Annotated in this window: 12 protein-coding genes; 1 reads left to right on the top strand and 11 read right to left on the bottom strand. The window is 63.3% G+C overall.

Annotated elements, in window-relative coordinates; genetic code table 11:
• Positions 1-4 precede the first annotated feature (4 nt).
• From pseI to E8M79_RS18040, 11 genes are all read right to left on the bottom strand, one after another.
• Positions 5-1,051, bottom strand: a complete 1,047-nt coding sequence (gene pseI / locus E8M79_RS18090; protein WP_137153229.1) for a pseudaminic acid synthase — start codon at positions 1,049-1,051, stop codon at positions 5-7.
• A 1-nt stretch (position 1,052) separates the two neighbouring features.
• The gene (locus E8M79_RS18085) at positions 1,053-1,691 is read right to left on the bottom strand and encodes a formyltransferase family protein (protein ID WP_137153228.1); all 639 of its coding nucleotides are present in this window, start codon (positions 1,689-1,691) and stop codon (positions 1,053-1,055) included.
• Positions 1,688-2,782 carry a UDP-2,4-diacetamido-2,4,6-trideoxy-beta-L-altropyranose hydrolase gene (pseG, locus tag E8M79_RS18080; protein WP_137153227.1) on the bottom strand — a complete coding sequence of 365 codons (1,095 nt, stop codon included), beginning with the start codon at positions 2,780-2,782 and terminating at the stop codon, positions 1,688-1,690. The genes E8M79_RS18085 and pseG overlap by 4 nt, the downstream gene beginning before the upstream one ends.
• Positions 2,779-3,477, bottom strand: coding sequence for a pseudaminic acid cytidylyltransferase (gene pseF, locus E8M79_RS18075; RefSeq protein WP_137153226.1), 699 nt, complete (start codon positions 3,475-3,477; stop codon positions 2,779-2,781). The genes pseG and pseF overlap by 4 nt, the downstream gene beginning before the upstream one ends.
• Before the next feature lie 9 nt (positions 3,478-3,486).
• Complete coding sequence (pseC, locus tag E8M79_RS18070; protein ID WP_137153225.1) at positions 3,487-4,644, bottom strand: UDP-4-amino-4,6-dideoxy-N-acetyl-beta-L-altrosamine transaminase; 1,158 nt, start codon at positions 4,642-4,644, stop codon at positions 3,487-3,489.
• Between the two features lie 11 nt (positions 4,645-4,655).
• A complete protein-coding gene (gene pseB, locus E8M79_RS18065; protein WP_137153224.1) occupies positions 4,656-5,666 on the bottom strand; it encodes a UDP-N-acetylglucosamine 4,6-dehydratase (inverting) in 1,011 nt (336 codons plus the stop codon).
• A gap of 14 nt (positions 5,667-5,680) precedes the next feature.
• Positions 5,681-6,616 (bottom strand): UDP-glucuronic acid decarboxylase family protein, encoded by a 936-nt coding sequence (locus tag E8M79_RS18060; RefSeq protein WP_137153223.1) that lies wholly within the window; start codon positions 6,614-6,616, stop codon positions 5,681-5,683.
• A 336-nt stretch (positions 6,617-6,952) separates the two neighbouring features.
• Positions 6,953-7,666 (bottom strand): hypothetical protein, encoded by a 714-nt coding sequence (locus E8M79_RS18055; RefSeq protein ID WP_137153222.1) that lies wholly within the window; start codon positions 7,664-7,666, stop codon positions 6,953-6,955.
• Complete coding sequence (locus E8M79_RS18050) at positions 7,663-9,546, bottom strand: nucleoside-diphosphate sugar epimerase/dehydratase (protein WP_137153444.1); 1,884 nt, start codon at positions 9,544-9,546, stop codon at positions 7,663-7,665. Before E8M79_RS18050 ends, E8M79_RS18055 begins: the two co-directional genes overlap by 4 nt.
• A 277-nt stretch (positions 9,547-9,823) precedes the next feature.
• Complete coding sequence (locus tag E8M79_RS18045) at positions 9,824-11,218, bottom strand: L-serine ammonia-lyase (RefSeq protein ID WP_137153221.1); 1,395 nt, start codon at positions 11,216-11,218, stop codon at positions 9,824-9,826.
• Positions 11,219-11,257: 39 nt separating this feature from the next.
• On the bottom strand, positions 11,258-11,971 hold the full coding sequence (locus E8M79_RS18040) for an SDR family NAD(P)-dependent oxidoreductase (RefSeq protein WP_137153220.1): 714 nt from the start codon (positions 11,969-11,971) through the stop codon (positions 11,258-11,260).
• A 146-nt stretch (positions 11,972-12,117) separates the two neighbouring features.
• Here E8M79_RS18040 and E8M79_RS18035 point away from each other — a divergent pair, with 146 nt between their 5' ends.
• Positions 12,118-12,720, top strand: coding sequence for an alpha/beta hydrolase (locus E8M79_RS18035; RefSeq protein ID WP_137153219.1), 603 nt, complete (start codon positions 12,118-12,120; stop codon positions 12,718-12,720).
• The last annotated feature ends 45 nt before the right edge of the window (positions 12,721-12,765 follow it).

The raw sequence follows: 12,765 nt of genomic DNA, 5'->3' as shown, positions 1-12,765 counted from the left end.
GTGTTCAGTCCAGAACGTCCCAGGTGACGCGGGTGTTGGCCTCGATGTCAACCTTGGCTGTCTTGCCGATTACGGCATCCAGATGCTTGGGCGCCAGGCCGAAGCCGGGACGGACGCTGCGCACCATGTCGGCCGTAATGGTCTCTCCGGCGCGCACGGGCTTGATGAAATAGAGCGACCGACGGAACTTCACATTGCCCACTTCGCTGGACTTGCGACCATAGTTCACGGTGCCCAGGGCTTCCCAGGCCGCCCGCGCGGTGCTGCACAGCTCCTGGAGGTCCTTGGGCTCGAGCGAGAAGCTGTCATCGGGACCGCCGCCGTTGCGATCGAGCGTGAAGTGCTTCTCGATTAGCGCGGCGCCCAGGGTAACGCTGGCGATGGCGGTGACGTTGTCGAGCGTATGGTCGGACAGCCCGGTCACCAGGCCGAAGCGCTGCTTCATGTCGGCGAGGGTGCGCAGATTGTAGTCGCCCGAGGGGGCGGGATAGCCGCTGACGCAATGCAGCACAGCCAGCTCGGTACATCCGGCAGACTTGGCGGCATCGATGGCCTCCTCGATCTCCTCGTCATCGGCCATGCCGGTAGAGATGATCATCGGCTTGCCGGTGCTGCCGGCATAACGGATCAGCGGCAGGTCCACGGCCTCAAAGGAGGCGATCTTGTAGGCCGGTGCGCCAAGGTCTTCCAGCAGGTCGATCGCGGTGGTGTCAAACGGCGAGCTAAACAGGGTGATCCCGACCTGCCGGGCGTGGTCGAACATGGGCTTGTGCCAGTCCCAGGGCGTGCTCGCCCACTGGTAGAGCTCATGCAGGGTGCGGCCGGCCCACAGGCCATCGTTGATCTGGAAGTCCGGCTTGTCGGACTTCAATGTCAGGGTGTCGGCGGTATAGGTCTGGATTTTGACCGCGTCGGCACCTTGCTGCTTGGCCAGGCTGATGATTTTCATCGCCGTATTGAGGTCGCCATTATGATTGGCCGACATTTCGGCGATGATGTAGGGCGGGGCGTCGTCTGCAATGCGCCGTCCGGCTATGGTGATCGATTGCATGTCAAAGCTTCTCCAGGGTGAGCTTGTAACGGTGGCCGTGGAGCTCAAAAAAGGCGGGGTATCGCACAGGGTCGCAGACCCGTATCAGGTCGAACTGATCCGCTATCGTCTTGTTGACGTCAAGCCGGCTGTTCTCCGGTGTGCGCTTTTGATAGTAGGTCGGCGCAATGTCGGTCGGCTGCGGCGCCCCGGGATCGGTGCCATGCAGTGCCAGCGCCATGTCCATCAGCTCCAGTTCGCAGTCGAACAGCGCCTGATTGATCTCGGGCGCCAGAAAGTGCTTGGGAATAGGCACGGTCTTTTTGGCCCAGATCGCACCGGAATCAACCTTGTCCTCGGCTTCGAGCAGCGTGACCACGATGCGCTCGCGGCCGGCTTCGATTTCCCAGACATAGGGGCTCCAGCCTCGGCCTTCCGGCAGGTCGCTGGCGTGGATAACCAGCGTCACGCCGAACTTGGCCCGGTGTGCGCTGGTCACGATCTCGCTGCACGAAATCAGGAACAGGATATCGCCGCCCTCGAGTTGCTTGACGCTGCGCAACAGCGAGATCTCATGGTCGCCGGCATGGGCCGCGATCCAGCGGTCGAGCCAGGCATTGATCGGATGATCCGCAGAACTGCAGACGATGGTGATCTTCATTGTGCAATCAACTCCATCAGGGCGTCGGCGACGCGGTCAGCACCAAGGCCGTCAGTGACGGCCGCGGCCGCATGGCTCATGCCGCTCCGCAGGTCGGACTCACGTAGCAGTTGGACAATCGCGCCAGCGAGGCGGCTGTCAAAACCGGGTGCGTCGGCCGCGCCTGCAGTCAGTGCAGCGCCACGGGCGGCCACTGCACGGGCGATTTCGGTTTGGTTGTCGGCCGTCACGGCCATCACCGTGGGCACACCCAGGCAGCATCGCTCCCATGCTGACGATCCGGCGGCGCCGATGGCCAGGTCTGTCTGGATCAGCAGCTCGGCCATATCGGCGACGTTGACCAGAACTTCGACCTTGCGCCGGCTGGTTGCGGCCTGGCGCGTCACGGCCTCGCGCCATGGCGCGGTGGCCCCGAGGACGACAGTGGTCCTAAACTCGAGGTCGCTGGGCAGGGCAGTCAGCACGTCGAGTACGCGGCCCGTCAGGTTGTCGCGGTCGATGCCGCCCATGGATACGAGAATTTGGCCTGGCGCCCGCCCCGCGCGCAATTCAAGGCTTCTCGCGCGGGCCTTGGCAAACTGAGGGCGCAGTATTGCAAAGCTCGAACCGCAAAGGGTTATACAATCGTCTGGCACCAGACCGGCATAGGAATGCGCCGCGCGGTCCAGCGTCTGGTCGATCAGCAGGGCGCTATAGTGCGGCCGGTTGGCCAGGTCATCGATTATGCCGATCCGTCCGGCCGGCGAAACGGCGCGTTCCCACTGGGCATCGAGCCCATAGTGATCGGCGATGATAAAATTGCAGCCCTGGGCATCGAAAATGGCGCGGCTTTGGCTGGCATCGACCGCTGTGTCGGCTCCAACCCAGCTGGCATAGGGCGATTTTTCCGTGCCCGAGCGCTCCAGCACCGGCAGGCCAGTGACACCAAAGCCAGCAGTGCGGATCGCTTCGATCAGATGGCCGGGGTGTTCGCGGCATATGAAGGTACACTCTGCCCCCCTGTCCGACAGCGCCTGGGCCAGCGTGATGCAGCGCATCACGTGCCCAGCGCCTATGTCGAGCGCCGCGTCGGCGCGAAAGCCAAACTTCATTGGCTCTGGGACGTCGCAAACGCCCGATAGAGGATTTCGGCACGCGCCCAGTCGTCGGCAGTGTCGATGTCGACGACGCGCCATTCGGGCAGAACGATAGTCGTGCCATGGCCGTGCAGGCTCAATCCGTCCAGCCAGGCCTGGCGGCGACCCCAGTAGAACTGACCGGCGTCAAAATAGGCTGGCTCCAGGTCCTGCGTCCGCGTGTTGACATATTGCGGACTGAAGGGCTCGGCGTTGCCGGTCTCGGCATTACGACGCAGCGCGCGCTGGATGGCGGCGGGAAAGGGTGCGACCGGAAAGGCATATTGGGCCTGACTGCCCAGCAGGTGTTCGCGGGCCTTGCGCAGGTCGTCTGCATCGATCATGGGCACGCCTGGGTAGATGCAGCACACCAGCTCGGGCGCTAAGCCGAGGTCCATCATGGTTCGGATGGCGTGGGCTATCACTGGCACGGTCGGGGTGAAATCGTCGGACAGATCCGCCGGGCGCATGAAGGGGACCTCGGCACCATGCTGGCGCGCGATGTCGGCGATCTCGCCGTCATCGGTTGAGACGATGACCTTGTCGAACTGACCGCTGGCCAGGGCACTGTCGATGGCAAACGCGATCATCGGCTTGCCAGCGAAGGGGCGAATATTCTTCCGTGGAATGCGCTTGCTGCCGCCGCGGGCCGGAATAACTGCCAGATTCATGAGCTTCCCCTAGGCCGACAAGGCGGTACGCAGCGTTGCCGCTACAAAGTCCTGCTGTTGCTCGGTCATCGCGGGGAACAGCGGCAGAGAGATGGCGTGCGCATAATAGTGTTCGGCGGCCGGAAAATCGCCGTACTTGAAACCGAGCCCGCGATAGTAAGGCTGGGTGTGGATGGGAATGTAATGCACATTCACGCCAATCTCGGCTGCCCGCATCGCATCAAACACCGTCCGGCGCGAGGGGCCGGCGGGATCGACCTCGACGGCGTACAGGTGCCAGGCCGACACGCGATCATTGCTGCGATGCGGCAAGGTCAAGGGCAGGTCGGCGAGGATCGTATCATAGCGATCTGCCAGTGCGGTGCGGCGGGCCTGCATGGTCTCCAGGCGGGCCAACTGGCTCAACCCAAGTGCGGCCTGGATGTCGGTCAGGCGATAGTTGAAGCCCAGCGCGGTCTGCTCGTAATACCAGGGCCCCTCACTGGGGCCATGCATGCGAGCGGTGTCGCGGGTGATGCCATGCGAGCGCAGTAGACGGAGTTCATCGGCCAGGGCCGCGTCATTGGTCGTGATCATGCCGCCTTCGGCGGTGGTCACGATCTTGACGGCATGAAAGCTAAACACGGTCGCATCGGCCCAGGCGCTGCCGGTGGGGGCCCCAAGATAGCTTGAGCCGGTGGCATGCGAAGCGTCTTCGAGGATGCGGAAGCCATATTCATCGGCCAGCGCGCGCATGTCCTGCAGGTCGCATGGCAGACCGGCGAAATCGACCGGGATCACCACGCTGGGAAGCTCGCCTGCATTCTTTGCGTCGGCCAGTTTGTCCCGCAGGGCGGAGACGGACATGTTGCGGGTGCTGGGATCGATGTCGACGAAATCGATCCTGGCGCCGCAGTAGAGGGCGCAATTGGCAGAAGCCACGAAGCTGTTTGGCGAGGTCCAGACAATGGAGCCGGGACCCACGCCCATGGCAATGCAGGCCAGGTGCAGAGCCGAGGTTGCGTTGTTGATCGCCACGGCATAGCTGACGCTGTGGCGTTGCGCAAAGGCTTCCTCAAAGGCGGGAATGGCCGGACCCTGCGTCAGATAGTCGGCTCGCAAAACCGCAGTCACTGCCGCGATGTCATCTTCGTCGATGGACTGCGTGCTGTAGGGTATGAAGGCCATTGCCGTTTTCCTTAGTCGATCGACCTGCCGATGACATGCGTCTCGATCAGCGTCCGCAATTGCTCCACCGAGAGGAATTCGGGGTTGGTGCCGCTGTTGTAGGCAAAGCCCTTCGGTACGGGCACGGCGTTGGTCTTGGCGCAGTATTCTTCGGTCGAATAGTGGCTGGCGACCGGCAGGATCGCATAGTACTTGCCGAGGTCCACCGTGTTGAAGCTGTCGCTATCGGTGATCATTTCCTCGTGGATCTTCTCGCCGGGGCGGATCCCGACGATTTCCTGGCGGCATTCGGGCGCGACGGCCTCGGCTACGTCGGTGATGCGGTAGGACGGGATCTTGGGCACCAGGATCTCGCCGCCCCAGGCATTTGCCAGGGACCAAAGGACCATGTCGACGCCTTCCTGCAGGGAGATGTTGAAGCGCGTCATAGTCGGGTCAGTGATGGGAAGCACGCCATCCTGGCGGCGATCCAGGAAGAACGGAATGACCGAGCCGCGGCTGCCCATGACATTGCCGTAGCGGACAACGCTGAACTTGATCTCGCGGTTGCCGCGGATGTTGTTGGCCGCAACAAACAGCTTGTCCGAGCACAGCTTGGTCGCGCCGTAAAGATTGATGGGGGCGGCGGCCTTGTCGGTGGACAGGGCGACCAGGTTCTTCACGCCGCTGTCGAGGCAGGCCTCGATCAGGTTCTGGGCGCCCAGAACATTGGTCTTGATGCATTCGAAAGGATTGTACTCGGCCGCCGGCACCTGCTTGAGGGCCGCGGCATGCACCACAACATCGACGCCTTCGAGGGCACGGCGCAGGCGGCTTTCATCGCGGACGTCGCCAATGAAGTAGCGCAGGGCAGGGTATTCGCGCTCCGAGAAGGTCTGCGCCATCTCGAACTGCTTGAGTTCGTCGCGCGAGAAGATCACCAGGCGCTTCACGCCGGGGTAGCGTTCGAGCACGGTGCGGACGAAAGCCTTGCCGAACGAGCCGGTGCCTCCCGTGATCAGGATCGATTTGTCATTGAGCATGGCTTGGTCTCTTGTCACGTGTTGAGGCGGGTCTTGAAATCAGCGATGGTACGTTTGAGGCCTTCATCAAGGCCAATCCGGGGCTCCCAGCCTAAACGCTCCTTGGCCAGGGATATGTCCGGCTTGCGTTGTCTGGGATCGTCAGAGGGCAGAGGCCGGTACACGATCTGACTGGTTGATCCGGTAAAAGCGAGTACTTTCTGCGCCAACTCAAGCATGTTGAATTCGAAGGGGTTGCCGATATTGACGGGGCCAGCAAAGTCCGCCGTTCGCATCATGCGTACCATGGCCTCGATCAGGTCATCAACATAGCAGAAGCTGCGGGTCTGCATGCCCTCGCCGTAGATCGTCAGATCCTGGCCAGAGAGGGCCTGGACGATAAAGTTGGAGACCACGCGGCCATCGGAGGGCAACATGCGCGGCCCATAGGTGTTGAAGATACGGACCAGCTTGGTCCGCACGCCGCGATGACGGCGGTAGTCTGCAAACAGGGTCTCGGCGGCGCGCTTGCCCTCATCGTAGCAGCTGCGTTCTCCGACCGTGTTCACATTGCCCCAATAGCCCTCGGTCTGCGGATGCACGTGGGGGTCGCCATAGACCTCGCTGGTGGAGGCCTGCAGGATCACCGCGCCATTCTTCTCGGCGAGATCAAGCATGTTGATGGCACCCAGCACACTTGTCCGCATCGTCTTGATGGGATCGTGCTGGTAATGGACTGGCGAGGCCGGGCACGCCAGGTTGAAGATGGTGTCGACGTCAAGTGCGATCGGCGTGGCGACATCAGCTTCAATCAGCTCAAAGCGGGGCTCGTTGGCCAGGTGGGCCAGATTGGCGGCCGATCCGGTGGACAGGTCATCAAGGCAGGTTACCCTGGCGCCCTCGCCGAGCAGGCGATCGGCGAGATGGGAACCCAGAAAACCCGCCCCGCCGGTAATTAGTACAGACTTCATATAGACCCGACTCCCGCGGTCACTGGTAGAGGCATTTGGTGTGTGGCTACCACGGTGTGGGGGCCAGGTGGTGTCCGGACGTCTGCAGCTCCTGACCGTGCCGAACGTCCGAGGCTGCCAGTGACCAGGTCGGCTGTTCCGAGATTGGCGCGATGCGGCCGGGAGCAGAGACAGTGATGTTCACGACATGAACCTGATCATTCGATCGCCAGTTGATGGGTGGAGCGCCACGGACACCGGCGTGGCCACGGGACGTGTTGATCCGGCTGGGTCAGCCCCTGCGGCATCCCCTTAGCGGAAACCGAAGAAAGGTCAACTGGCAAGGCATGTCGTCGCTCACAGCATTCCCTTCTCTCGAACGACGCGGCGCCGTTCCAGGCCATAGATCAGCGCCCAAGTGACAAACAGCGTGAATACCAAAGTGAATATGGCGACGTTACGGAGCGGGGGCTGGCGAATGGGCGTAGCCCGCGCTTCCTGTGCGACCTTTGGTAGGGCCTCAGGCGCAACGTCGCGTAGCTCGAGGTAATCGATCCGACCCTGTGCTTGGGCCATCTCGGCCTCAAGTGCATTGGTCTCGGCAGCATGCGCAGTGCCGCTGGACAACAGGGTCTGCAGGTTGGTCCGATACTCGCGAAGCGCGCGCAGTTCCAGCGATTGTGTCGGCGTGAGCGATGTTTGGGGCAGCTCGGGCTGTGGCGTAGCGTCTAGGACCTGCTGGACGAGCGCCTGCGCCGTCGCCGTGTCGGGTGCGTCGGAGGTGATGATGACAGTGCCGTTACCCTTGGTGAGGGTCAATGTCGCGGTCGGATCGAGACCGTCGATGATCGGCTTTGCATAAAGCTCCACAAGGTCCATGTCGGCGTTGAGCACGGCCGTCACAGTGGTCCGTGTCGGCAGGTTGGTGTAGATCGCCGAGACGATGAACAGTGTCGCCAGAGGCACGCCGATCAGCCAGATCCAGTTTCGCACGGCGAGCAGTAATGCGTCGCGGACGGACATGCCTGACGCGGGGTCTGTTCCGAACTTGGTCTGATTGGTCGCGGTCACGACTTGTTCCCCTCGGCATGGTCGCTGTCTCTGATCTGCGTGAACAAGATGCTGCGGGCATTGGCCTCATCGCGCTGCTGCAGGGCGCTGCTGAGGTCGAGCAAAGCATCGGCGATGGGCGTGCCGCTAGCAATGTCACCGGCTGCCCGCAAGATCTTGGGATGCAGGGTCGGGCTGGCTGTCGTATCGTCGTAGAACAGCTCTTCATACATCTTCTCACCCGGCCGCTTGCCAGTGATCACGATCTGGATGTCGCCATCGGGATTGCTCTGATCCCGGATCGAGGCTCCAGCCAGGCGAACCATGTTCTCCGCGAGATCCTTGATCAGGACCGGCTCGCCCATATCGAGCAGAAACACGTCGCCGCCGCGCGACAGGCTGGCTGCCTGAATGATGAGTTCGGATGCTTCGTGGATAGACATGAAGTAGCGCGTCATTTCGGCATCGGTCAGGGTGATCGGGCCGCCCTTGGCAATCTGTTCCTTAAAGAGCGGAACCACCGAGCCATTCGAGCCCAGAACATTGCCGAAGCGTACGGCGCAGAATCGCTGGCTGCCATTTGCTCGGCTAACTTCGACAGCCTTCTGCTGGACGATCAGCTCGGCCCAGCGCTTGGTGGCACCCATGACATTGGTCGGCCGAACGGCCTTGTCGGAGGAAATCAACACAAAGCTCTCGACGCCAAAATCCGCCGCCGCCTCGACGACCGTTTTGGTGCCGAACACGTTGTTGCGGATGCCTTCAATCACATTGGCTTCAACCAGCGGGACATGCTTGTGCGCTGCTGCATGGAAGACCACCTGCACCTTGTGCTGGTTGAGCGTGTAGCGAACGTTGGCATCGTCGGTAATCGAGCCGAGTACCGGGACGATCGAGTGGCTCTTGAGCGCCGAAAGCTCGCGCTCGATCTGGTAAAGTGCAAATTCGTTTGCCTCGAAGAGCACCAGTCGCTGCGGTGACCATTTGACGATCAGGCGGCAGAGTTCAGAACCAATCGAGCCGCCAGCGCCGGTGACCATGATGATCTTGCCCTCGATCATGTCACGCAGCAGGGTACGATCTGCGGGTACTGAGGAGCGGCCGAGCAGTTCGTCGATGTCGATTTCCCGGATCTGGCTGATCAGGTAACGCCCCGAGATCAGCTCGCCGATCGGCGGCAGCGTGCGGATACGTGCCCCCTGGCCGCCGATCTTGGCGACCAGCGCCTGCCGCTGTGTCGAACTCAAGGACGGCATGGAGAGCACGACCTCCTTGACGCCATACTGGCTAATCAGCGTGGGCAGGCTGGACGGCGGATAGACGCGGATTCCGGCTACGTCGCGTCCATGCAGGGAGGCATTGTCGTCCACAAAGGCCAGCACATACTGGGAGGAGTCCCGGCGGATGGCATAGGCCAGCTGGACACCGGTCTCGCCGGCTCCATAGATGACGATGGGATTCTCGCGGAACTTGGCACCCGCCGATGCCCAGAGCAAGCGTTTGGCGAGGAAGCGGCTTCCGCCGATCAACAAGAAGGAAATCGCCCAGTAGAGCAGCGGCACCGACCGCGGCACCACGCCCCGACCTGCCATTTCGGACAAAAATACCACCAGCACCCAGCAGACCGTGGACAGCGTCACGGCCTGCAAAATGGTCCACATGGCCCGCTCGGGCAGATAGCGAATAACCGCCCGATAGAGGCCCAACCGAATAAAGATGGGGATCGCCACCATGGGGCCGGTCATGATGATCAGCAACTGGTCAAGCGTATTGGGCGGATTCCACAATCCGTATCGCAGAGCAAAGCTGGCCGACAAGGCAAATGCCAGCGCGACGGTGTCAAACACAACAAGGATGACCCGCTTCCAGATGCGGGACATGTTGCGAACCCGCAGGACCATGTCACTAAAGGTCAAATGCAAAACTCTCAGCGTTCAGGACAATAAGCGGGGTTCGTCTGCGAACTCGTCATCATGCGCAAGCCCCAATGTTGACTGGCGCGATCAAACTGATCGGGAATGTGCTCGTTTCCACGACTGAATTCGTCCAAGCGATCCTGGGTCCACCGTTGTGGACCAGATCGAGCCCCCCGTTACCCCTGCGAGGGTATATTACGGTCCCATGGCGGAAGCAACTGCGTCAGGGGCAGCTCGTTTGACAGACTGGTTCTTGTTGGGCTCAGCACGCCACCACATTGACCGCCAGGCCCGCGAGGCTGGTTTCCTTGTAGCGGTCGCTCATGTCCAGGCCGGTCTGGCGCATGGTTTCGATGCAGGCGTCGAGGGGGACCGCGTGGGTGCCGTCGCCGTGCAGGGCCAGGGAGGCGGCGGTGACGGCTTTGACGGCGCCGAAGGCGTTGCGCTCGATGCAGGGGATCTGCACCAGGCCCCCCACCGGGTCGCAGGTCATGCCCAGATGGTGTTCCAGCGCGATTTCGGCAGCGTTTTCCACCTGGGCCGGGGTGCCGCCCATGATGGCGCAGAGGCCGGCGGCGGCCATGGCCGAGGCCGAGCCGACTTCGCCCTGGCAGCCCACTTCAGCGCCGGAAATGGAGGCATTGTGCTTGATGATGCCGCCGATGGCGGCGGCGGTCAGCAGATAGTCGCGCACCGCCTCGGCGCCCGCAGCGGCGTTGAACTTGAGGAAATAGCGCATCACGGCGGGAATGACGCCGGCAGCGCCATTGGTGGGCGCCGTGACGACGCGGCCGCCGCCGGCATTCTCCTCGTTGACCGCCATGGCATAAAGGCTCAGCCAGTCATTGGCCATCAGCGGGGTGATCTCGTTGCGCTGCCATTGTTCGGCGAGCTGGCGATGCATGGCACTGGCACGGCGCTTGACGCGCAAGCCGCCCGGCAGCGTGCCATCCTGGGCAAGGCCGCGGTCGATGCAGCCGCTCATGGCGGCCCAGATGGCGTCGATGCCCTGATCCAGCGCCCGCCGGCTCATGTGCGCCTCTTCATTGGCGCGCTTCATGGCGGCAATCGACAGGCCCGAGGCCTCGGCCATGGCCAACATGTCCAACGCATGGGCAAAGGGAAAGGGCACATCCTGCTGGATCGCCTGCGGTCCCTTGAGGGCGGCCAGTTCATCCTGGCTCAGCACAAAGCCACCGCCGACGGAGAAATAGGCGCGGCGCAGCAGCAATTGGCCGTCGCTGTCAAAGGCGGTGAACTGCAGGCCATTGGGATGGCCGGGCAGGGGCGTGGTCTTGTCGAACACCAGATCCACTGCCGGGCGGAAGCGATAGGCGGGGTGGCCAGGCGGCTCGACACGCCCCTCGGCCTCAACCCTGGCGATGATGGCGTCGATGGCGTCGGGGTCGACTGTGCGCGGATCCTGGCCACAGAGGCCCAGGATCACGGCGCGGCCGCTGCCATGGCCGATGCCGGTAAAGGCGAGCGAGCCATGCAGGCTCGCCGTCAAGGCGGCCGGGCGGGCGCGGGCGGCCCGCGGCGCGGTGCCGGAGGCCAGTTCATCGAGGAAGCGCCGTGCCGCCGTCATCGGGCCCATGGTGTGGGAACTCGAGGGGCCGATGCCGATCTTGAAGACGTCGAAGACGGACAGGAACATGGCCGCCATAGTGGCACAGGTGGCCCGTCGCGCAAGGGGTCACCAGGGCAGTGGCAGTCCGGTGTGGTCGAGGAACGCTCCGGTCTGGTCCGGGGTCAGCCCGTCGAGCACAGCCAGCAGCCGGGCGGCGGCCACGTCGGGGCTGTCGGCGGGGTGGCTGGGGCTGCCAAAGGGCGCCGACAGGGTAGTGGCCACGCTGCCAGGGTGGAGGGTGACGCAGATGGCCTCCGGACGCGTCCGCGCCAGTTCGATCGATGCGGTGTGCATCAGCTGGTTCAGCGCAGTCTTGGCAGCGCGATAGCCATACCAGCCGCCCAGCCGGTTATCGCCAATGCTGCCCACCTTGGCCGAGAGCGCCGCGAACACCGCCTTGCCCTGGCGTGGCAAGAGGGGCAGCACATGCTTGGCGAGCAGCGCCGGGCCGATGGCATTGATGGCAAAGCTCTGGGCCAGTGCTGCGGCGTCGAGCTGGCGCCAGCTCTTTTCGGGCTGCTGCGCGCCATCATGCAGCAGGCCGGTGGCGACAATGACCAGGCGCGGCGGCAGGCCGGTTGCAGCGATGCGTGCGGCAGCGGCGGCAATGGTTGCCTCGTCGGTCAGATCGAAGCCGTCATTGCGGCGCGACAGGCCCAGCACCGTGGTGAATTGGCCCGAGGCGGCGAGCTCGGCCACCAGGGCCTGGCCGATGCCGCCGCTGGCGCCAAAGACCACGGCGAGGCCGCCGGACGGAAAGGACTGCAGGGATTGTGGCATGGTTGACCTCCGGCACTGGTTACGGCGGCGGGGGTGCGGTGGTTCAGCATCGTTTCCAAATCGATGACAGTGTGTGGCGATATCATTGGTTGCTCCAAACAGGCTGGCCGCCAATATTGCGGGCAGTTGTTTTGAGGAGACCGCAGATGGCGGACTATCATTTTCGCACTGGCGGTTCGGCTGACCCCAAGGCGCCGTTGTTCCTTGTGTTCCACGGCACGGGGGGCGACGAGAACCAGTTCTTCGAACTGGCAGGCCAGCTCCTGCCGAAGGCCCGCATCGTGGCGCCGCGCGGCGATGTCAGCGAGGGCGGCGCCCTGCGCTATTTCCGCCGCACCGGCGAGGGCGTCTATGACATGGCGGACCTGGCCGAGCGCGTGGTCAAGATGAGCGCGTTTGTTGCGGCGCGGCGCGCCGAGGGCACGCCCAGCGCGGTGATTGGCCTGGGTTATTCCAATGGCGCCAATATCCTGGCGGCGGTGCAGTTTGCGGCGCCGCAGCTGTTCGACGCCAGCGTGCTGATGCATCCGCTGATCCCCTTTGCGCCGCCGGCGGCGGACTTAACTGGCAAGAAGGTGCTGATCACCGCCGGACAGCGCGACCCCATGGCGCCGGCGGCCATGACCCAGCGGCTGCAGGACTATTTCGTGGCCCAGGGGGCCGATGCCAATCTGGCCTGGCATGCCGGCGGGCACGAGCTGCGCAATGAGGAGCTGGTGCACACCCAGGCGTTCCTGGCCACTTTGTGAAGCCCCGAGCGCATGGGCTGAGATCGGCGCCGGCTATGGCTGGCG

Source organism: Devosia sp. FKR38 (assembly GCF_005222805.1).
GTDB lineage: Bacteria > Pseudomonadota > Alphaproteobacteria > Rhizobiales > Devosiaceae > Devosia.
Note: the sequence above shows the minus strand (reverse complement) of the source record. Positions and strands in the feature narration are given on the sequence as shown.

What these genes read in the sequence shown, in the direction of transcription:
- pseG (WP_137153227.1), bottom strand. Translation starts at nt 2,782, where the DNA reads ATGAAGTTTGGCTTTCGCGCCGACGCGGCGCTCGACATAGGCGCTGGG.
- pseC (WP_137153225.1), bottom strand. Translation starts at nt 4,644, where the DNA reads ATGGCCTTCATACCCTACAGCACGCAGTCCATCGACGAAGATGACATC.
- E8M79_RS18060 (WP_137153223.1), bottom strand. Translation starts at nt 6,616, where the DNA reads ATGAAGTCTGTACTAATTACCGGCGGGGCGGGTTTTCTGGGTTCCCAT.
- E8M79_RS18085 (WP_137153228.1), bottom strand. Translation starts at nt 1,691, where the DNA reads ATGAAGATCACCATCGTCTGCAGTTCTGCGGATCATCCGATCAATGCC.
- pseB (WP_137153224.1), bottom strand. Translation starts at nt 5,666, where the DNA reads ATGCTCAATGACAAATCGATCCTGATCACGGGAGGCACCGGCTCGTTC.
- E8M79_RS18040 (WP_137153220.1), bottom strand. Translation starts at nt 11,971, where the DNA reads ATGCCACAATCCCTGCAGTCCTTTCCGTCCGGCGGCCTCGCCGTGGTC.
- pseI (WP_137153229.1), bottom strand. Translation starts at nt 1,051, where the DNA reads ATGCAATCGATCACCATAGCCGGACGGCGCATTGCAGACGACGCCCCG.
- E8M79_RS18035 (WP_137153219.1), top strand. Translation starts at nt 12,118, where the DNA reads ATGGCGGACTATCATTTTCGCACTGGCGGTTCGGCTGACCCCAAGGCG.
- pseF (WP_137153226.1), bottom strand. Translation starts at nt 3,477, where the DNA reads ATGAATCTGGCAGTTATTCCGGCCCGCGGCGGCAGCAAGCGCATTCCA.
- E8M79_RS18045 (WP_137153221.1), bottom strand. Translation starts at nt 11,218, where the DNA reads ATGTTCCTGTCCGTCTTCGACGTCTTCAAGATCGGCATCGGCCCCTCG.
- E8M79_RS18050 (WP_137153444.1), bottom strand. Translation starts at nt 9,546, where the DNA reads ATGGTCCTGCGGGTTCGCAACATGTCCCGCATCTGGAAGCGGGTCATC.